The organism is Flavobacterium cryophilum, assembly GCF_048286555.1.
In the GTDB taxonomy this organism is placed as follows: Bacteria; Bacteroidota; Bacteroidia; order Flavobacteriales; family Flavobacteriaceae; genus Flavobacterium.
Window position 1 is genome coordinate 197,494 of the sequence record NZ_JBLVPZ010000003.1, and the last position, 19,452, is coordinate 216,945.

Below are 19,452 nucleotides of genomic sequence, written 5' to 3' on the forward strand. Positions count from 1 at the left end.
TATTAAACAAATCATGAAAATGCATCAATGCTTTGTTTAAGTCAAAATAGCGTTCAACAGCTTTTCCAGTAATTATATCCATTTTGTTTTCCTTTGAAATTAATTCATTAAGACATTTTTATGTTTGGCTTATCAACATATTTACCCCAACCATCGGCAATAATATTTTCTTCTTTCATCCAAAACAACTTCTTATAGAATATGTCTTTATATTTAATTTTTTGTGCATCCCAAGCCATGAAATCATTGTAAAGCAAATCATCGGTAACTGGTTCACTTTTTATAATTCTATTATTCCAAACCGCATAAATAGTGGCTACAACTTCGCATTCACGCCAACTTAATGGTCTTAAATTCATTAAAAGATTATTAATTTTTAAAGACTCATCCGGATAATTTTCTAAAAATAAATTTTCCATTTCTTTTGCCCCAGGTAATGCTGTATAACGTACTCTCTTGGTCTCGGTTTTATCTTGAACAACATTATAAAAACGTAATCTGGCAAAATCTACTTCGATTTTTTTAATCAATTCATCATCATATGGTCCAGCAGCCTTTTTAATATAGTTTGAATCAAAATCTATTTTACAGCAATATTCCGTTAAGTACAATAATTTTTGAAATTTAACTCTTCCAAAATCTGTGGTATTATTTAAATTAATAATATGACCCGCAAGTATCGTTTTTAAAGGTTGTTCTATTTTTCTACTTTCTAAAGTAATCTTTTTTGTTTCTTCCTTAGGTTGCAACGCCTCTCTTAAAACCTGTTGCAACAACATTTCATTATACCGTTGACTTTCCTTGATACTTTGCTCCAATCCATCACAAAACGCCATTAATCCCTCTAACTTGGCTACGATTTGCTCTTGTTCATGGAGTGGTGGTAATGGCACAGGCAGTTGTTTTAATTGAGTAGTGTTAATCCTTAATCTTGTCATCCCTCTTAATAACTTTGATAATTCGATAAACATCGGACTTGAACTAAGTAAGAACATTACAAACTTGTTGCTCAACATTTCATGTCTAATCCTTATTGTGAAACAATCAGCTTTTGCTATGGCTTTATATTTTAATTGAGGCAAAGCAATACATTTCACCCCATCGGCTAAAAAAGAACCAATAATAAGATCTCCTTCATATATAGTATGTTGCTTAATTGTCTCATATTTTTCTTCGCTTATGAAACTTTCTTTCTCATACTTAAAACTCATTTCGCCAAGATTTCCTAAACGGATTACTTGAACTCCAGAATTTGTGTAATCAGCAGTTTTCAAATGTGAGCCAAATGGTCCATCAAAAATTTGTGTAGTCACTTCTCCCAACCTACACCAAACCCAATGTTCAGGAATTTCAAAAGGAATTTCTTCTTCATTAATTGGCGGAAACTCTTTTTCTTTTTTGAGTTTTTTCTCGGCAATAAGCTTGGCTTTTTCGGCTTTTATTTTTGCTAGGAGTTGTTGTCCAGTTTCGTTGGTATTGGTGCTTTTAATCAACTTTCCTTGCATAGCTTCCCGTAAAAATGCCTGACGCAGTTGCTTGATTAAATCGAGTTGGTGGGTGAGTTCAGAGTTTAATTCAACTTTTGAATACTGCATATTTACAAACTGAACTTTAGTTTCAATTTGTTTATCAATTTCAAAATAGGGAAGCTTATAATTACCGAATGCTTTTAAACCAATTGCTTCTTTAGAAGTTCCTGCTTTGGTGTTTTTTACAATATCATCTTTAAATTCATTAAAAATCATATGGTAGAACTTCAAATCAATCGGTAAGTTTTTAGGGTCTTTCGCAGTAATTATAAAACATAAATCACTTGAAATGAATTTTCCATTTACATAATGCGTTCTTCCTAGTGAACCAGAAGCAGCTGCCGCAAATATTAATGCTTCGCAGTTATGCGTGTATTCGTTATGTGTTTTCCATTCAGATGAAGCAGTAATAAAGTCAAATTCACCTGCAGTACATTTTGAACTTTGTAAGCTTCCTTTTTCAAAATGAAATAAATCATCAATTCTCATTAAACTCATTTCGCTGCTTCTTTTAATTGTTCCAACAACGCATTGCTTTTATCAAAAGAAGTATGCAACAATTCCATCAATTCCACACTATTGTATTCGTGGGCTTCTTCTTGTTTGGTTGGGTTTTTTATATCCAAATCATAATTGCGGTCTATGATGATTTGTATTGGCACTTTCCAAGCAATATCACTTTCCTTGCGGTCTGTCCACCATGTTTTTATGGGGTTAAATTCTTTGGCTTGTATTGGTTTGGTTTTGTTGTATGCTTTTTGTCCTTCGGGTAATTTATGCTCGTAATACCAAACTTCTTTGGTAGGCGTTCCTTTGGTGAAAAACAATAAGTTGGTTGCTACGGTTGCATACGGCTGGAACACAGAGTTAGGCAAGCGTATAATCGTGTGTAAGTTGCAATCTTCCAATAGTTTTTGTCGCACTCTTTGTTTTACTCCATCGCCAGTCAATGAACCATCGGGCAAAACGATACCAGCACGACCGCCTTGTTTTAATAAGTGTATCATTAAAATCAAAAATAAATCGGCACTTTCTTTGGTACGGAAATTTTGAGGGAAGTTGGTTTCGTTATTGTTGGCTACAATACCACCAAAAGGGGGATTTGCCAAAATTGCATTTACTCTATGTTTTTCGGTAAAGTTGCTTAATGGTTGGTCTAAGGCATCGCCAAAACGAATGTTAGGCACTTCCATATCGTGTAAAATCAGGTTGGTAGTCGCCAACAAGTACGGTAGCGGTTTGTACTCCCAACCCATAATGTTTTCTTGTATACTTTTGCTTTCTTCTACACTGTTTGCCTGTTTTTTCAAATGCTCAATGGCACAAGTCAAATAACCGCCTGTTCCGCAAGCGGGGTCTAATATCTTTTCACCCAGTTGTGGGTTAATCATTTCGGTAATAAACGAAGTAATGGCGCGAGGGGTATAAAATTCACCACTCTTACCCGCACTTTGCAAGCCTTTCAAGATACTTTCATACAATTCCCCAAAGGCGTGACGGTCTTTCGCAATGTTAAAGTCCATCTCGTTGAGCTTGTTCAATACCTTACGAATGTTGATACCATTCTTCATATAGTTGTTGTTGCCTTCAAAAACCTCACGTACAATTAATGCTCGGCGGTTGCCTGTGCTCACATCTATATTGCGAAGTGCAGGAAATAATTGTCTGTCAACAAATTCTAATAATTCATCACCTGTCATACCCTCGTCGTCGCCGGCCCAATTGCCTTTTTCGTTTACCCAATGAAACAAATCAGGAATTGGAGAGGTGTAATTGTCATCTAGTATTTCGAGTTCTTTGTCTTTGTCTGAGAAAATTTTCAGGAAAAGCATCCAGCCTAACTGTTCTATTCGTTGGGCATCACCGTTTAGTCCGGTATCTTGCCACATTATGTTTTGTATGCTTTTTAGTATGGAGGATATGTTGGACATTTTTATTTTATTTCTTTTTATTTTAATAATTTCCGAGTTGTATTAATTTAGTACTAATACAGAAACAAGCTGTTTCAGTATTACACTGCTTTTATTTCAAAGTTATGCATTGTTCTTTAATTCATTTTTGATGAATGTTTCTAATACTTCTTTGCTTGGCAATTGTACTTGGTATTTCGATACAAAAATTTCGTTGGTTAATCCTGTTGTGGCATACTCTACGAGAGCTTCGTTTTTATTGGCACACAAAATTATTCCTATTGGCGGATTGTCTCCCTCGGTCATTTCATTTTTTCGAAAATAGTTTAGATACACATTCATTTGTCCGGCATCGGCGTGGTCAAAAGTTCCAATTTTCAAATCAATTAGCACGTGGCATTTTAGTATTCGATGATAAAAAACTAAGTCGATTTTAAAGTGTTTATTGTCAAATGTGATTCTTTTTTGTCTTGCTTCAAAGCAAAACCCTCGACCCAATTCCGTCAAAAAATCTTGTAAATGATTGATAATAGCGGTTTCTAATTGGGTTTCGCTATAGGTGTGCTTTTCTTCAAGTCCAATAAATTCTAGGAAATAAGGATTTTTAACCACTTCATCAACCGAAAAAACAGTGTCGGTTTTAAAGTTTTTTAGTACTTGCTCTTTGTCTTTGGACAAACCTGTCCTTTCAAACAACATGGTATTCATAGCTCTGCCTAACTCTCTGGCACTCCAATTATTTTTAACGGCTTGTACCTCATAAAATGAACGTTTTAATTGGTTGTCAGCGTTTAATAATTCTACAAAATGCGAAAAACTTAGGCGGGTTAATAGCAGTTCGGGGTCAAACGAAAGTTCATTTTCTTTTGCCAAATCGAATTTTCTCGACAGTGTCGAGAAAATGTTTTCATCAATAATAGTTGAGCCTTCTAATTTTATCAACACTGTCGATAAAATCTGCGGATAGGTATTGTATAAGTCTCTAAATCGGTACAATTGCGGAACCGAAATCCCTTTAATATGTTTCAATCTTTGAGCAATTAACTTAACTGTATTTGCTCCATAATCAGCTCGATCTAAACCGTTTTGTTCAAATTCTACAATATAAAATCCAATTAAGATATTTCGGATAGTTAAGAAACTATTTACCTGTTGGATAGCAATTTTTTGCGTTTCAATATGTACGGTTTCTATTTGCTGAATTAATTGTTCAAAGTTCATGCTATTCTTGATTTCAAGTTTTTTAAATTCTTTTGAAAATATATTTATAATACCACTGTTATGCGATATTAAGTCTACGCTTTTCTATAAAGTTCTATTTCCAGTTCCTTAACGGCTGCCAAATAGTTGCGTTTGCTGCCAAACTCCTTAATTATTTCTAAGGGCGAACCAAAATCATCAAATGGTTTTACTCTTAAAACATCAATGCTTTCAATATTTACAACGCCTTCATCTGCATATTTATCTAATAGCGTTTCCATAACCTTACGTGCTTGTTCACCATACTTAGAAAAGTAGTTTCGTTTTTTTACATTATTGGCTCTTTCCTTTCTGGTTAATGGTGGTTGGTCGTAGGCTACATGACAAATTAAATCGAACAAATCGATTTGCTTGTCAACGGCTTCATACAAGGCTTCAACCATAATACCTTGTTCCTGCAATTCTTTTATAATGGCTTCTTTTTTATCGGCTTTGTTCCAAGTCAGTAGGAAATCCTCTAATGAAGCATATTTACCATTTATGATTTCTTTCGTATGGTCTTTTAAGCTAATGGTTATTGGTTTTCCATTGGAATCAAAAAATAATTCTCTACTTACCAAAATCGAAACATTAACGCCATTAATGTATTGCTTTTCTCTTTTTACATATTCTGTATCGGGCTCGTTAACCGGGTTTCTAATTTCGGGTTTTGCAATTATAATCTCTGCACCTGTTATATCATCAATTATCGGAGTAGTTTCGTTATCTTCTTCGTCAATAATGGTAGTCAAATCCGTTTCTTCAGTAATTGGTTTCACTCGTAAAGGGTCACCGTCAAAAGCTGGGTCGGCAAAATTATCTGTAGCGTTCCTAAAATCTAAAATTGTGAAATACAGTTTGTCAAATTCTTCATTAATACGCGTTCCACGTCCGACAATTTGTTTGAACTTGGTCATGGAATTTATGTTGGCGTCCAACACAATAACTTTGCACGTTTGCGCATCGACACCAGTAGTCATTAATTCGGAAGTGGTTGCAATCACCGGATATTTTTCTTCCGGATTTATAAAATTGTCCAATTCCCTTTTACCTTCTTCATTATCACCCGTAATTTGCATTACATATTTATAATTTTCAGTAACTAAATCGGCATTGTGTTTGGCAATTGCATTTCGCATACGTTCAGCATGGTCAATATCCACACAAAAAACTATGGTCTTCGCAAAACGGTCTAACCCTTTGAGGTATTCTGTTACTTTTTGAGCTATAATATCTGTACGTTCATCAATTACCAGTTTTCTATCAAAGTCTTTACGATTGTAGATACGGTCTTCAATTTCTTTTCCTTCCTTATCCGTTTTTCCTTGCTGTGGTCGATATCCTTCTGCATCGATATTCAAAGCTATTCTAATTACTTTGTATGGAGCCAAAAAGCCATCATCAATTCCTTGTTTTAGCGAATAGGTATAAACTGGTTCTCCAAAATATTCTGTATTACTAGTTTCTTTAGTTTCTCTTGGTGTTGCTGTTAGTCCAATATGGGTTGCTTTATTGAAATAGGTCAGTATTTCTCTCCAAGTACTGTCTTCATTTGCACTACCACGGTGACACTCATCAATGACTATTAAATCAAAAAAATCAGGAGAAAAATCTTTATAGGCATCTTCAATTCCCGGTTCATTATTTGTTAATCCTTGATATAATCCAAGAAAGACTTCATAGGCTTTGTCAGAAGTGTCAATTCCTCTTTTCTTGTTACTGACCAATTCGTCTTTTCCATTTCCATTTGACAAGACTTTCTTTTTAATGATAGTCATTTTATCTTTGAAATGTTTGAAGTCGCCTTTTCGGGTTTGGTCAATAAGTGCAGTTCGGTCTGCCAAAAACAGAATTCTCTTTTTGGATCTTGATTTCCACAAACGATATATAATTTGGAAAGCTGTATAAGTTTTTCCTGTACCAGTTGCCATTACCAGTATGATTCTATTCTGACCATTTGCAATAGCTTCCACGGTTCGGTTTACTGCTATTTGTTGGTAATATCTTGGTTTTCTGCCTGAACCATCTGAAAAGTATTTTTGCAAGGCAATTTTTTCACCTTCGGAAGTAGCTATATTTTTGTATTGTTTGTATTTATCCCATAAGTCTTCTGGAGAAGGGAATTCATCTAAAGAGATTTCTGTTTCGATGTTTGTGTTACTTACGGTTCTATCGTGAAATAAAAAGCCATCACCATTACTACTAAAAACACATGGAATATCTAAAATTGTAGCATACCCTAAAGCTTGTTGAATTCCAGAACGAATAGAATGTTTGTTATCTTTAGCTTCAATTACAGCCACAGGATTATCTTGGTAATAAAGAATATAATCAGCTCGTTTGCGTTCACCTCTAGCTGTTAATTTTCCTCTAACATAGATTTTACCATCAGTAAAGAATACCTCTTCTAAAATCTGCTTATGCAAGTCCCAACCTGCTTTTTGTAAAGCAGGTGTTATAAATTTTGTGCAGATGTCTCTTTCTGATAAATCCTTTTTACTCATTTGATTTCATTTTAGTTTTAAATAACTAACATGCTTTTTATAACAATTTTTTTCGTTCTATTCTTTTTTTAGCTTCGATTAAAAGCAAATATTTTTTCTTCAAATTATTTTTTTGGGAGGAGGGTATGTCTAATATTCGGCTACCATTCTTCCGTCTTTGTGCATTTCAAGCAATTCGATTTGTTCTCTGCTGCTTTCGGCGAAGTTCTTTTTTTCGAAATTGTGATCATATTTTTTGGTTAAAATGTCGTGACAGTGGTACGACATTTTGTTTACCGTCTTGTTATTTCATTCTATAGTCATCCTAAAAAAAAAATAATTCTTAATGGATTTCGAAAGTAATGCATTCAAAAATGAGAAACCATTTATTGTTAATTAGCCCTTACAATATAGCAATGGATTAAATCACCCCCAATCTACAAACATAGTAAAAAGCAACGGATTGTAAAAGAAAGAAATTGGATTAAGCGCAGGATTGGGAGTCTTTCTGAACAATCCTCGAAATATTTTTTTGAGGATTTAAAGAAATTGAGTGCAGTGAATTTTAATTTAAAAACTGGGGGTTTTAATTATCTGGATTCGAGCTCCTTATCGACCGTTATTTATTATATAGAATCTAGGCTCTACCGGAACTATTTAAGAACCTTTTTTTACATGACTTGAAGAAGTTAGCATTTAAATAAACATGATTTAAAAAGCTATTATTGCTTACAAATCATTTCCCCAAAGGGTTTTTATTTGATTAAGGTCTTCAATATCAAAGTCATTATCCCAATTATCTTCAATGGTGAATGGTGTATTTCGAAGCATGTACCAAATTATAAATATTTCTGGTTGTGTCAATAGCAAAATTTCATGAAATCGACCTCGATATGTATTAAAAATGCTAATTATTTTCTTCTCATTATCAGAAATAAAATTTTCAATATTTTCAATTAAATTTCTCTTTTCACCTTCGTCCTTATGATAATTAAGAATTACTTTAATATCTTTCAAAGACATATCTCTGTCAAAATCAAATTTTGCATGTTTGTAGAACTTCCCTTCAAGCTTTCGGAGTAGTTTGTAGACTAGATCATTTTCATTGTCTTTTAATGCTTGGTTTACGCTTGAAAATTCATCATCTGCAAGCTCATATAATGATAATAAACGGTATACTTTTCTTTTTAGATTAAGAGGCATGTTTGCTTCCTGCTTATAAGATAATGAATGAGAAGTATTTGACCAAGCATGTTGATTGAGAGTCCTGACTTGAATTTCAAAAATCAAATGCTCAAAATCTGTATGACTTTTAAATTCTTCATTTAAACAATTAATCTTTGAATCATAATGATTTGAAATGTAATCAAGTTTATTAAAATCAAGCTGTTCATGCTTATATTCAGTATTAACAACAATGAAATTTTCTTTTATAAATTTATCGATAATTTCCATTTCTTCTTGAAACTTGCAAATTATTCTTATACCTAGCTTATCATTTAGGTGATTATAAGAGTATTCTTTTTCAATTTTTTTTTTCTTTACTTTTTTAATTATACTTATTAGATCTTTAGTCCTGTAATGAACTTCGGGTATTATTTCATTATCAGTAATCTTTTCTTGAATAAATGAATAAACTATCTTGCCTAAAATCTCATAATTAGACTTGTCTAAACTCCATAAATCAACTATTTCTTGAACTTCGTTCATTAACGTACCGTTTTAACTGTCGAAATTATTTCAGCTTTAGTAGTTCCATCTTGCTGATTTTCTAATTTTACATTTTTGTCAAATGTCCCTTTTTTACCAATTATAGATATGTCATTAGTGAATACCATTGTAATAGTTTTTATTTTGGCTTCTATGTAATCAAGATCTTTTGGAAATTCGGACATTCTAAAATCTTTTTCTTTTAGATATCGGCCATATTTTTCTTTGTCTACGGTTTCCATATAGTCATTAGCATATTCTCTTGCACTTATATTATGTGAATTTTTTTGTAAGTAAGAATTAAGATCTTGTGTGTATTTAGCTTTTTTTATAGGATCGTCAATTTCTTGAATGTAGGTTGTTGTATAATCATAAAATTTTTTTGTAGTTGTTTTAGGATTTTGAACTGGAATACAACCTAAAAATTTTTCAATGAACCACGTAGTAACAACTTTTTTGCTTTTTGGATCAATTTGTAAATCCGCTGTACTTCCATCGTATTTAACATTAAAATTTGACTTATCAATAAACAATCCAACTTTGTAAATCTTAGTCTTCTTCGTTAACATTAAATCTTTAACATTTTTGATGTTGAATGATTTTGTGATCGGGTCTAATTCTAATTGCGCTCCCTCATCTCGTTCAAGCTTTATTATAATACAAGTGCCATTGTCATTTATTTTTCCGTAGATAATAACTAAAATTCCTGACGCATTCTGGCCATCTTGAATTTTGTACAAATATTCAGCCATTGCCTTTGACTCAGAAATTAAATCTTTACCATTAGTGCTGATAATTTGATTTATATGTGTAGATATTGGTGAAACACTGTCGACATCATAACAGACCCTCAATTCTTTATTACTATCTAGTGATTGTACAACTTTTTCCTTAAAAAATATACGTAAGTCATCGGGAAGAGAACTTTCATGTTCGCTCAATTGCGGCTTTTCAGTGAAATCATCTTTTTTATGTTTTGGAATACTGTGAACAATTATTTTTTCAATTAGTATAGTTCCTGTGTCAATTGTAATTGCCATCTTTTCTTATTTATTATTAAATATCTAATTGATAATGTTATTTGTTGCTAAACAACTCCATTTGATGCTTTTTAGGAGACTGTCCAAAAATATGTTTCAATATAACTAAGCTCCAAGGTTCAAAATTGTCAGCATAATTATTTGTAATGTCATTTACATCCAATGCATGACCACTTTTTGAAGTGCCTGATTTTTTTACTAATTCTTCTGAGACGATTTTAAAATTTTTAAAATCAAAATCTTTTAAAACAATAGTGAAACAAATAGCAAGATGTTTACAACTCTTCGGGTTATCCGTATTGTATATTAAAAAAGGCTTTACTTTTTTAGGGTAAATTGACTCTCCAATTTCCTCAAAAATTTCTCGATTAAGAGTGTTTCTGAAAATTTCTATCAAACTGTTATAATCATCGTGTTTATCTTCTTGACGTACATGCCCACCTAAATACAATAAATATCTGTTTCTTTCAGGCGAACCTTTTTCAGCTTTCTTATCTGATTTTTTTACTATTAAAACTTTTGTTTTCTCTTCATTAGTAATAACGGCGATTGGAATGGGTTGAATATTAGCAGTCTTTTCTACTGAATCTCTATCGTCAAAGTCTAATTTTTCATTCTCTAATAATGAAAAATCATTTATTCCATCTACTAATTTCTTACTTAAACTTTGAGACAGATAACCTACATCTTCTTTTATAAGATTCAATAAAGAATCTAAAGTCTGCTCGGTAACTCTTCTATTAACTTCTTCAGGCCTTTCCTCGTTAGTAGTATCAAATTGTTCTATTTTGTTAAATTTGCTATGATACTTGAGCAGACAATTATCTATTGATTTATTAAATGAAGATAAAACATGTTCATTCATTATTGAACCTGCTTTTTCAGTAAGGAGAAAAGAAAACTCTCTTTTCATACAGACTTTAGGATCTGCTTTAAAAACTAAAGTTAAACTAAATAAACTTGATATAAGTTTACTGCCAATAAGTAAATTTTCATATGATTGAAAAGTTTTATCATCTAGGTAGGGTGATTCTTCATTTGAGTTATTTAACCAATCAAACCAACATAAAGCATCAAATATTGATCTGTCTACTAATATAAAATCAATATTGTTATTGGAATAATGCCTTATAAGTTCGGCAAGTGAAGAAAATAATGTCCATGTATTAAAATGTGGGTGAGTTTTATTCATTATTGGACAATAAACTGCCATTTCATGAATAACCTCTGTGTTAAAACCATTCCTTTTTAAGAAAATGTTCAGCGCTGATATAGAAGTTGTCTTTCCTGATTTTGGAGTACCACAAAATTCAATAAGTACAGGACGCCTTGTTCCATGCTTATCTTTTAAGTTTTTTAATTGCTTAGCTTTTTCTTCTAGTTCCTTGATTGAATTCTTGTATGTAACAGTATTAGTTGTCATTTGTTTCAAAACTTTTATTTACTATATTTTTACCAACCTTTTCGAGTTTATCGATTACATCACCAGATGAGTAACCTATAAAAAATGAAAAAAACATACATGAATTAACAAAGCCTTCATTTAGTTCTGGTGATTTTACCATCGCAGATACGCCTATTTTAAATGAGATAAAAAGTAAAAGCCCCAGTCCGATTGAAAATATTGGTCTAAGTGTATAATAGAAAACAATTCCAATTTGCCTAATTTTGTCTTCTGGAGTAGTAGGCTCTACTAAATCAAGATTTATACAAGCTTTGTATAGTTTCCTAATATAGAAGATACTGCTTCCAAGCATCGAAAAAATTAGACAACCTAATATCGATATTTTTTCAATACCTATTAGTTCTAATATCTCACATTTAAAATAAATATTTATTACTGCTGATACAGTTGACGATAATAATAATAAAGTTAAATAGATGTATAGAAAAATTCTACTTTTTCTACTAAGTTTAAACCATTCATTCTTTGGATTCATAATTTGTTTATAAAATATAAAGTTTAGATTTCTCGCATATTTAAATTATGCTCAATTAATAATCACTAGTAGAAAAGAAAAGTGCTGATTTTCAAATATTTTAAATAAAAAATCTTCTAAACATTAAATCTAGTTTTTGATTGCTAATTTAGGTTTTATTTTAAATCTAAATAATTAAAAGAATTTATTTTTAGGAATTTACGTATATTAAATATTTTTATGTTCTCTTTCCTTTTCGTTTCCTCCTTTTACCTTTCAATTGATAAGGCAAATAATCAGAAATCTGTTCCAGTTTTGTGAGATTTTCAATTCCTTCCTTTAATTTTGAGATACTATTATGTGACTCAAAATTTGAATCATCAATTTTCAAATTTATTACCTGTTGTTTTTCAGTTTGTTTGTGCGATAAACAACGCTCTTCTATAGCTTTGGCACTGTATTGTTTTCCCAAGTTACTGCCATTAAAAACACTTTTGGTCTTATGGTCAACATAGGTAATGCCATAAAGCAGTCCTTCTGCACTTTTTCTAAATACAGTATGAATACCTTCTTTTTCCAGTAATATTGCCAGTTCGTCTATCGACAGTGCTCGCTCTCTTAGCAGTGCAATATCAATGGTGTTTTTTACTCGTGCTTTGTTAGGTATTCTTCTAACTTCATTACGTTTAAATTTTTCCTCTAGAAATTTTAAAGTTGGTTTACTATAAAAATCACTTGCTTTAATTGGAACACCAATTGGCTTGCCTTGTTCGTCCAGAATTCGATACACAAGTCCTTTAGCCAAAAATATTTTTGAATTTTCGCTACCACGGTCAGCCATTACATTATACTGCTTTAGTACTGCATTAAGTTCGGGAAGGCTCGCATACTTGTATTGATTCAGGACTGCATTCAAAACGTTGGACATGGCTTTCTTTGATTCAATTCGACCATACTGCACCTTGCCAACAGGAATAGGCTGCAATGTAAATTCCTCTTTCTTTTTTCTTCCTTCTGCTTTAACGAGTTCAAACAGTTCTTCAATTTCTTTTCGTGCCGGCTCAGATTTCCGTATTCCTAAATGATGCAGGTCAATCCGCTTGCCATCTCTTTCAATATTTATGGTTATCACATGTAAATGAGGGTGCCCTGCATCGTGATGTTGGTATACTAAATAAGGTTGTTTTCCGAAACCGATTTTCTCCATATAAGTATCGGCGATAGCTATTAGTTTTTCTTTGGAATGATTTTCTGACGGATCAAAATTTAGGGAAATATGCACGCTGTTCCGCTTTGCGTTTTCGTTTAATCCCATCCGTTTTATAAAACGGTTTAGCTTTATGGTATCATTCATTTTATCGACATCGACTGGGTAGTTTCCGGCTACTATACACTCCGCTGCACCAGCCTTAACTTTGTTTTCATTGTAATTAAAAATACTGCGGATTGAATGGCTTGTTTTTATGATTGTAACCATTTGTCCGTAATTTTTTGAATGTGTTTTTTGATTTCTTCTACTTTGTTGAAAAGGATTTTTTTATCGAGGTCATAGCTAATTATCCAGTTCCTGAATTCAGGAATCTCTTGCAAAGTGTGTAGTTTTTTTACAGCTTGATTAACATTGTTTCCAATAGCATTCAGCTGATTACGAATTACTATCGTTTCTTCCATAAAATCATCTAAAGATTGATTCCTATAGGTGGTTATAATTGGTTTATTGAATAAATGTTTTCGAATATGGTCACTTAATTTTCGAGAGGTACTTGCTTTAAATCTACTTTCAATTTTTGCATACTCTTCGGGTGTAAAGCGTAAGCCGACTATTCGCGTTCTGTTTGATTTTTCTCTTTTCATCATCTTTCATTTTCATTGTTTTCAAACTCTTTTATCCTTTCAGTTTCACTGCCCACGAGTTCCGAGTGTGGGGCAGCAAGATCCGGTTGTTTAACAACCGTTCATCTTGCCGATTGCAGGAACGTTGCAATCTTTCAGCTCTTTAAAGGTTAACAGCTAATTTAAAGCTAGTGTTTGACATAAACAATCATGGGTAAATATTGCCTATGAAATGTCTTCGATAAATAGGAGGAAATGTTCGTTTTTGATTCAGACAGACTGCTGAAAAATTTTTCAAAAGAAAAAGAAAAAAAAGAAAGCAATACAAAATTGGACATGCATCAAACGGAGTGCTATAAGTCCCGAAGGGTGACACTGCGAAGAATGAGCAGTGACATTATGGGCACGCAGTTGATGAATGTCCAATACCTTAGTTGTACTTTTTGTGATTTTTTATCGGGATATTTTTAAGGTCTTTGGGAGATTGTAAAGCTCTAAGAATACTTATTTTAAAGGTCTTTGAAAGTGTACGCTCCCTTATTCCAATACAGAAGAAAATGTTCCTAAAATAATTATTAGATCTTGAATAAGGGAGCGTACTTTTTCAAATGAATAGATTTTAATTAATGTGCAAAATTCTGACTGTTTTCAGGAAGGTTTTTGAACATGATTTGAAAAAAATTACCGCAATCAAAAATCATTTATTTGTTTTCATGAAGTAACGAAATGGTGTCGGCAAGATTATGGTCTATAATATAGTTTAAAACAAAATGCTCAACCTCTTTTTTATTCTCAGGTGAAGTGGAAAATGAGTTGAGATAATACTCTGTATTTTCATCAGCAATATGAATAATTTCAGTGTAGCCTTTCGAAATTAGAGAGCCTTTTAATTTCAAAACTTTAAGCTCACTGCTATTATCAATTTCTTTTTTAACTCTTAGCTTAATAGTTTTATCCATCGGTTTGTTCTTTATTGATACGCGATACTAATATGTTGCGTGATTTTTTTGATTTACTATCTATTATACAAACAAAAAAGAGACTTATGACGGTCTCTTTTTGGAATTAATTATATCTTTTATAAAAGGTTTATTTAGCCTTCAATAATTTTTCCAAATACTCAACCTTATCTTTTTCGGCTTGAACTAAACGCTCGTATAATTCAATAATTTTTTCAACGGTATTAAAAGTTGGTTGATAGTTCATTGAACTAGCTATTAAAGTTGAATTATCGCTACTTGTATTATGATACGTATTTCCGATAATATTAAACACGGCTTCATCACTATAATTTTTAATTGCTTCAGCAGAAACTCCAAGAACTTCAGCAATTGACTGTAATTTTTCGTCGTCTATTGTTTCGCTTGCTTCTATATTAGAAACTGACTGCTGGCTTATACCAATTGCAATAGCCAACGCTTCTTGTTTCATTCCTCGAAGCTCTCTGATTCGGCTGATATTTCTGCCTATATGTTTCGGTTTTGTTGCTGTGCTCATAGTTCAAAGATATTTAAAATTCTCTAATTTTTTTCAGATCGGTAAAATACAAGCTTGAATTAGTACGATACAATTTCGTTTAGTTCGGTACGGTACAATCTATTGTTTACTTGCAATGTGTTTTAAACAAAAATACAATTTTTCGGATAAGTATTAATTAAAAAAGCAAAATTATGAAAACTTCAAAAAAACTTTCATTTCCAAAACTCGAAAACGAGTATTTAGAAAATATACTGAGACAATTAGTTAATCAACATACTATCATTCAAATATTTTTTACAAGACAAAAGTATTCGGGATATAGCTTTCTTATTATCAATATTGAAAGCAATATAGATGCTCAAAAACTTCAGCAGAGTAAATGGGTAAGAAAAGTTAAAGAACACTTTCAGATTAATATAGCTTTTATCTTCTCGTCAAAACTTCGTCATCACTATTCTTTAGGTTCTCCGTTCATTGCGTTTTACTGCCGTGAGTCTGCTATAATTTACCAAAATAAAGAGTTAGAAAATCCGCTTATCATTAAAAGGGATTGGAAGAAGTACAAGAAGAGGTTTAATTTGTTTGAAGACCATTTTCATCACGATCACGATCTTCATTTGTCTCAAGTCCAAAATCTGATTTCAGAAGGTTCTTCAAACAGTGTTTTTACATTTTATGCAAGATTGATAGAATATGATCTTGAGTATTTAGAAGAACTGTATTCAGGAAATAGGTCTGCTTCGTTAAATCTAGATGAAAGGATTACTAACCTTATAGCGTACATTCCTGATATTCAAAAATACTTCGTAAGAAACAGCCACAGCAAATATTATCTTATTGATCTGTTTGTTAAAGCAAAAGAAGCTTCCATCAATGATGATGAGGCAATATATAAAAATGAAATGTATCAAGCAGTTGGAATTGCTGAACAAAGTCTCTATCGTCTTATCAAAAAACGGTTTGACGAATTAAAGAAATTGATAAAAAAAGGATTATTTGAAAGACACGATGTTATATCTCAAATTGATGACAAACCTGAAGATGTAAATCTCAGCGTTGCAATAGAAACCATATTGCACTCGGTTGAAGTCGAACAGATCTACTTATATCATCAAATTACTGACCATGAAAAAACGACTTATTATCTGATGCTTATTGCTATGGGTGCTAGCAATGAAAAATTAAAATTAATCACTCAGTTTCTAAAAAGCAAAATAGGAAAAAAATATGATTTCGTTTTGTTAAGCCACAGCCGTTACTGGATACAAACTAATCTGTATCAGCATCAAAGTTTCTTTTCCAAAATTATACAAGGCAAATACTTGACATATTCATCCAACGAATACCTTCCGGAATTTCATTGGGAGGTACCTCACAATCCTTATCATGCTGATTTACATTTTCATTATAAGCCGACGAAGGACATTGCCTTGCAATTTTACACAATAGTTAATGATACAAAAGAAAACTACCAAGGTTTAGATTCCCTTTTTACATTGTTTTTTATGTCCTTTTGTAGAACATATATTTTTATTAAGACTTACTACCTGCCTAATTATTTGTCAAATCAAACATTGTGGCAATTATGCATTTATGCAGATCCTGATATAAGAAAATACAATTATTTAATAGAACAGTTCTGGACTGATTTCTTTCCTTATCTGGATAGACATATGATGCTTCATCATAAGTTGTCAAAGCTTAACAAAGAGGAGGTTGATCAGATGAACGTTATTGTTGAGAAATTGATATCTGAACTTCACAATTTGGTTATGGAAGGCAGATTACTATTGCCCTTTGAGCAAGGCTGATACATTGTTATTCAATAAAATTAACCGATTTAAAAAAATAAGATCATGGAAAAAGATGAAATTGAAAAGCTAAAGGCTATTAAAAGATTAACCTCCAATTGTCTCAACACTTTGAAGCCAGTTGAAGATAAAAGCGAGATTTATAACTTAAAGATAAGAGTGTGTGATTATTATGAACTCGCTTCGATTATTAGAAATCTACTGAAATTATGTATCGTGGCTCTGGATCAAGATGGAGCTGAAGTTCCCATTACGATAAAAAATCAGTCAATTGATGTAGGTTTAATATTGGGGATTGCTTTGCAACTATTCCCAAGTGATGAATTTGAGCTGCTAAATGAAATCAGAATATTGTTTCCTGCAGATTCTAGAAATGAAGATGAAAATATTATAAAAGAATAACAATCCATAGCCATCATAGATATATTTTACTTATGATCATTACAAATCAAGATCTTATCTTTATAGCGATAGATGATTGTTGAACAAAAAAGACCAGTAATGGTCTTTTTTTAATGAAGTGAGATGACAAATGGAAAACAATGAAAGAAATGAAAGAGGGAGACTTACAGCTGAACAAGCTTTAAAAATGTTCAAAGAAGAAAATTTAGACCTGACACTTGACCAAGCAAGGATAATCTTGGAATTTATGCGCAAACTAGCGAGTATAACAGTATCTAATTTTTTAAATCAGCAAAATGAAACAAATAGCAGACCTTTATGTGAGAGTGAGTACGGACGAGCAAGCCGACAAAGGATATTCACAAAGAAACCAAGAAGAAGTACTAAAAAAATACTGCCAGATAAATAACATTGCAGTACGGGATGTTATTTATGAAGATCATTCTGCCAAAACATTTCTAAGACCAAAGTGGAAATTATTATTGGTTAACTTAAAAAGATTTAAAAATAAAACGGATTTACTTTTATTTACCAAATGGGATCGATTCAGTAGAAATGCAGGAGACGCTTATCAAATGATTAGTACCTTAAGAAAACTTGGAGTTGAGCCACAAGCCATAGAACAGCCTTTAGATTTATCTGTTCCTGAAAACAAAATGATGCTTGCCTTTTATTTAGCTGTGCCAGAGGTAGAAAATGATAGAAGGGCGTTAAATGTTTTTCATGGTATGCGTAGAGCAAAGAAAGAAGGAAGATATGTCAGTCAAGCTCCAATAGGATATGCAAACAGATCAAAAGAAGACGGCAGCAAATATATTGCAATTAAAGAGCCTGAGGCATCTATCATGCGTTGGGCATTTAATGAAATTGCAAAAGGTATTTTCAGTACTGAGGATATTCATCGACTGGCAAGGAAAAAAGGCATAAAAACAGGAAAGCACAGCTTTTGGCTTGCAGTTAGAAATCCTTTGTACTGCGGAAAAATAAAAGTTCCTCAGTATAAGGATGAAGAGAGCTATTTTGCCAATGGACAGCATGAAGCAATTATCAGCGAGGAATTGTTTTATAAAGTTCAAGATGTAGTGGACGGAAGAAAGAAAGTAATTCGTGCAAAAGTTGAAACTATCTTAGAACTACCTTTAAGAGGGTTTTTAATATGTCCAGTTTGTGGAAAAGTATTGTCTGGAAGCAAATCAAAAGGGCGCAATAAATATTACGCCTATTACCATTGTTATAAAGGTTGTACCTATCGCTCAAATGCGGATGATGTAAATCAAATGTTTATAAAGGAACTTTTAAAATATGCTCCAAAACGACAATATAAAAAAGTTTATAGTATCATAATTCTAGAAGCTTATAAAGAACAAACAAAGGAAAGACAAAATGAAAAGGCTCAGCTGTTAAAGCAAATAAAGGATTATGAAGGCAGATTAAGTAAGGCGCGAGATTTACTAATGACAAATCAAATTGACTCAGCAGACTACAGAGATATAAAATCTGATTATGGAGAGACATTAGCAAGGCTTCAAGCAAGATATTCAGGAATCGATACTGATCAAGATGATATTGAAAAATTACTTAATCAGGGAATTGAAAATTTGCTTAGGATTCATTCGATCTACGATAATTCTGAATTTGTGGCGTGCAGAGATTTGATTGGTTCAATATATCCTGAGAATTTGATATATGATGGAATTGGATTTCGAACCACAAGAATCAATGAAGCAGTTCAGCTAATGTACTTGATTAATGAGCAGTTAGACTCAAATAAAAAAGAGACAAATCAGAATATTTCTGACTTGTCTCTTATGGTGGGCGATGAGGGGTTCGAACCCCCGACCCCCTCGGTGTAAACGAGGTGCTCTGAACCAGCTGAGCTAATCGCCCTAAAACAATGCGGTCATTTTCATTTCCTTACTGCGAGTGCAAATATACAGCTAGAAATGGTATCTGCAAGCAAATCCGTAAAAAAATCAATAAAATATTGACTTTATTTGCTTTTATCCTCTACAATAGCGCTTTATGTGAGGCATGAATTAGTAGTATTTTTTTGTATTGATTCGTTATAGTCATACATTTGCGCTATAAACAATAGAT

The 19,452-nt window shown here is 32.3% G+C and carries 17 protein-coding genes and 1 tRNA gene; 4 read left to right on the top strand and 14 right to left on the bottom strand.

Annotated features, from left to right (window positions below):
* Window positions 1–107: 107 nt before the first annotated feature.
* From ACNQGJ_RS07620 to ACNQGJ_RS07680, 13 genes are all read right to left on the bottom strand, one after another.
* Window positions 108–2,018: a restriction endonuclease subunit S gene (locus ACNQGJ_RS07620; protein WP_417971684.1), complete on the bottom strand. Its 1,911-nt coding sequence runs from the start codon at window positions 2,016–2,018 to the stop codon at window positions 108–110.
* Window positions 2,019–2,023: 5 nt separating this feature from the next.
* On the bottom strand, window positions 2,024–3,460 hold the full coding sequence (locus ACNQGJ_RS07625) for a class I SAM-dependent DNA methyltransferase (RefSeq protein ID WP_417971686.1): 1,437 nt from the start codon (window positions 3,458–3,460) through the stop codon (window positions 2,024–2,026).
* Between the two features lie 102 nt (window positions 3,461–3,562).
* Window positions 3,563–4,660, bottom strand: coding sequence for a PDDEXK nuclease domain-containing protein (locus tag ACNQGJ_RS07630; RefSeq protein ID WP_417971688.1), 1,098 nt, complete (start codon window positions 4,658–4,660; stop codon window positions 3,563–3,565).
* 74 nt (window positions 4,661–4,734) lie between these two features.
* A complete protein-coding gene (hsdR, locus tag ACNQGJ_RS07635) occupies window positions 4,735–7,182 on the bottom strand; it encodes an EcoAI/FtnUII family type I restriction enzme subunit R (RefSeq protein WP_417971690.1) in 2,448 nt (815 codons plus the stop codon).
* Between the two features lie 129 nt (window positions 7,183–7,311).
* Window positions 7,312–7,449 carry a hypothetical protein gene (locus ACNQGJ_RS07640; RefSeq protein ID WP_417971692.1) on the bottom strand — a complete coding sequence of 46 codons (138 nt, stop codon included), beginning with the start codon at window positions 7,447–7,449 and terminating at the stop codon, window positions 7,312–7,314.
* A gap of 441 nt (window positions 7,450–7,890) precedes the next feature.
* Complete coding sequence (locus tag ACNQGJ_RS07645; RefSeq protein WP_417971694.1) at window positions 7,891–8,871, bottom strand: hypothetical protein; 981 nt, start codon at window positions 8,869–8,871, stop codon at window positions 7,891–7,893.
* The gene (locus tag ACNQGJ_RS07650) at window positions 8,871–9,911 is read right to left on the bottom strand and encodes a nucleoid-associated protein (protein ID WP_417971696.1); all 1,041 of its coding nucleotides are present in this window, start codon (window positions 9,909–9,911) and stop codon (window positions 8,871–8,873) included. The genes ACNQGJ_RS07645 and ACNQGJ_RS07650 overlap by 1 nt, the downstream gene beginning before the upstream one ends.
* A 37-nt stretch (window positions 9,912–9,948) precedes the next feature.
* Window positions 9,949–11,334, bottom strand: a complete 1,386-nt coding sequence (locus ACNQGJ_RS07655) for an NUDIX hydrolase (RefSeq protein ID WP_417971698.1) — start codon at window positions 11,332–11,334, stop codon at window positions 9,949–9,951.
* On the bottom strand, window positions 11,324–11,851 hold the full coding sequence (locus tag ACNQGJ_RS07660) for a hypothetical protein (protein WP_417971700.1): 528 nt from the start codon (window positions 11,849–11,851) through the stop codon (window positions 11,324–11,326). The genes ACNQGJ_RS07655 and ACNQGJ_RS07660 overlap by 11 nt, the downstream gene beginning before the upstream one ends.
* A gap of 217 nt (window positions 11,852–12,068) precedes the next feature.
* Entirely contained in the window at window positions 12,069–13,307 is a 1,239-nt protein-coding gene (locus ACNQGJ_RS07665; protein ID WP_417971702.1) for a relaxase/mobilization nuclease domain-containing protein, read from the bottom strand.
* Entirely contained in the window at window positions 13,292–13,684 is a 393-nt protein-coding gene (locus tag ACNQGJ_RS07670; RefSeq protein WP_417971704.1) for a plasmid mobilization protein, read from the bottom strand. Before ACNQGJ_RS07670 ends, ACNQGJ_RS07665 begins: the two co-directional genes overlap by 16 nt.
* A gap of 680 nt (window positions 13,685–14,364) precedes the next feature.
* Window positions 14,365–14,622, bottom strand: coding sequence for a hypothetical protein (locus ACNQGJ_RS07675; RefSeq protein ID WP_417971706.1), 258 nt, complete (start codon window positions 14,620–14,622; stop codon window positions 14,365–14,367).
* Window positions 14,623–14,752: 130 nt separating this feature from the next.
* Entirely contained in the window at window positions 14,753–15,160 is a 408-nt protein-coding gene (locus ACNQGJ_RS07680; RefSeq protein WP_417971708.1) for a helix-turn-helix domain-containing protein, read from the bottom strand.
* A gap of 173 nt (window positions 15,161–15,333) precedes the next feature.
* Between ACNQGJ_RS07680 and ACNQGJ_RS07685 the strand changes: the two genes are divergently transcribed.
* From ACNQGJ_RS07685 to ACNQGJ_RS07700, 4 genes are all read left to right on the top strand, one after another.
* Entirely contained in the window at window positions 15,334–16,953 is a 1,620-nt protein-coding gene (locus ACNQGJ_RS07685) for a hypothetical protein (RefSeq protein WP_417971710.1), read from the top strand.
* A gap of 45 nt (window positions 16,954–16,998) precedes the next feature.
* Window positions 16,999–17,355, top strand: a complete 357-nt coding sequence (locus ACNQGJ_RS07690) for a hypothetical protein (protein WP_417971712.1) — start codon at window positions 16,999–17,001, stop codon at window positions 17,353–17,355.
* A gap of 130 nt (window positions 17,356–17,485) precedes the next feature.
* Entirely contained in the window at window positions 17,486–17,764 is a 279-nt protein-coding gene (locus ACNQGJ_RS07695; protein WP_417971714.1) for a hypothetical protein, read from the top strand.
* Window positions 17,652–19,208: a recombinase family protein gene (locus tag ACNQGJ_RS07700; RefSeq protein ID WP_417971909.1), complete on the top strand. Its 1,557-nt coding sequence runs from the start codon at window positions 17,652–17,654 to the stop codon at window positions 19,206–19,208. Before ACNQGJ_RS07695 ends, ACNQGJ_RS07700 begins: the two co-directional genes overlap by 113 nt.
* Here the strand turns inward: ACNQGJ_RS07700 and ACNQGJ_RS07705 are convergent.
* Window positions 19,165–19,242 (bottom strand) — tRNA-Val (locus ACNQGJ_RS07705). The two genes, ACNQGJ_RS07700 and ACNQGJ_RS07705, sit on opposite strands and share 44 nt — an antisense overlap.
* Window positions 19,243–19,452 lie beyond the last annotated feature (210 nt).

Bases quoted from the DNA above. Each gene is read 5' to 3' on its own strand.
- ACNQGJ_RS07680 (WP_417971708.1), bottom strand. From the start codon at position 15,160: ATGAGCACAGCAACAAAACCGAAACATATAGGCAGAAATATCAGCCGA.
- ACNQGJ_RS07660 (WP_417971700.1), bottom strand. From the start codon at position 11,851: ATGAATCCAAAGAATGAATGGTTTAAACTTAGTAGAAAAAGTAGAATT.
- ACNQGJ_RS07665 (WP_417971702.1), bottom strand. From the start codon at position 13,307: ATGGTTACAATCATAAAAACAAGCCATTCAATCCGCAGTATTTTTAAT.
- ACNQGJ_RS07625 (WP_417971686.1), bottom strand. From the start codon at position 3,460: ATGTCCAACATATCCTCCATACTAAAAAGCATACAAAACATAATGTGG.
- ACNQGJ_RS07695 (WP_417971714.1), top strand. From the start codon at position 17,486: ATGGAAAACAATGAAAGAAATGAAAGAGGGAGACTTACAGCTGAACAA.
- ACNQGJ_RS07640 (WP_417971692.1), bottom strand. From the start codon at position 7,449: ATGTCGTACCACTGTCACGACATTTTAACCAAAAAATATGATCACAAT.
- ACNQGJ_RS07675 (WP_417971706.1), bottom strand. From the start codon at position 14,622: ATGGATAAAACTATTAAGCTAAGAGTTAAAAAAGAAATTGATAATAGC.
- ACNQGJ_RS07685 (WP_417971710.1), top strand. From the start codon at position 15,334: ATGAAAACTTCAAAAAAACTTTCATTTCCAAAACTCGAAAACGAGTAT.
- ACNQGJ_RS07645 (WP_417971694.1), bottom strand. From the start codon at position 8,871: ATGAACGAAGTTCAAGAAATAGTTGATTTATGGAGTTTAGACAAGTCT.
- ACNQGJ_RS07690 (WP_417971712.1), top strand. From the start codon at position 16,999: ATGGAAAAAGATGAAATTGAAAAGCTAAAGGCTATTAAAAGATTAACC.
- ACNQGJ_RS07650 (WP_417971696.1), bottom strand. From the start codon at position 9,911: ATGGCAATTACAATTGACACAGGAACTATACTAATTGAAAAAATAATT.
- ACNQGJ_RS07655 (WP_417971698.1), bottom strand. From the start codon at position 11,334: ATGACAACTAATACTGTTACATACAAGAATTCAATCAAGGAACTAGAA.
- ACNQGJ_RS07630 (WP_417971688.1), bottom strand. From the start codon at position 4,660: ATGAACTTTGAACAATTAATTCAGCAAATAGAAACCGTACATATTGAA.
- ACNQGJ_RS07670 (WP_417971704.1), bottom strand. From the start codon at position 13,684: ATGAAAAGAGAAAAATCAAACAGAACGCGAATAGTCGGCTTACGCTTT.
- hsdR (WP_417971690.1), bottom strand. From the start codon at position 7,182: ATGAGTAAAAAGGATTTATCAGAAAGAGACATCTGCACAAAATTTATA.
- ACNQGJ_RS07620 (WP_417971684.1), bottom strand. From the start codon at position 2,018: ATGAGAATTGATGATTTATTTCATTTTGAAAAAGGAAGCTTACAAAGT.
- ACNQGJ_RS07700 (WP_417971909.1), top strand. From the start codon at position 17,652: ATGAAACAAATAGCAGACCTTTATGTGAGAGTGAGTACGGACGAGCAA.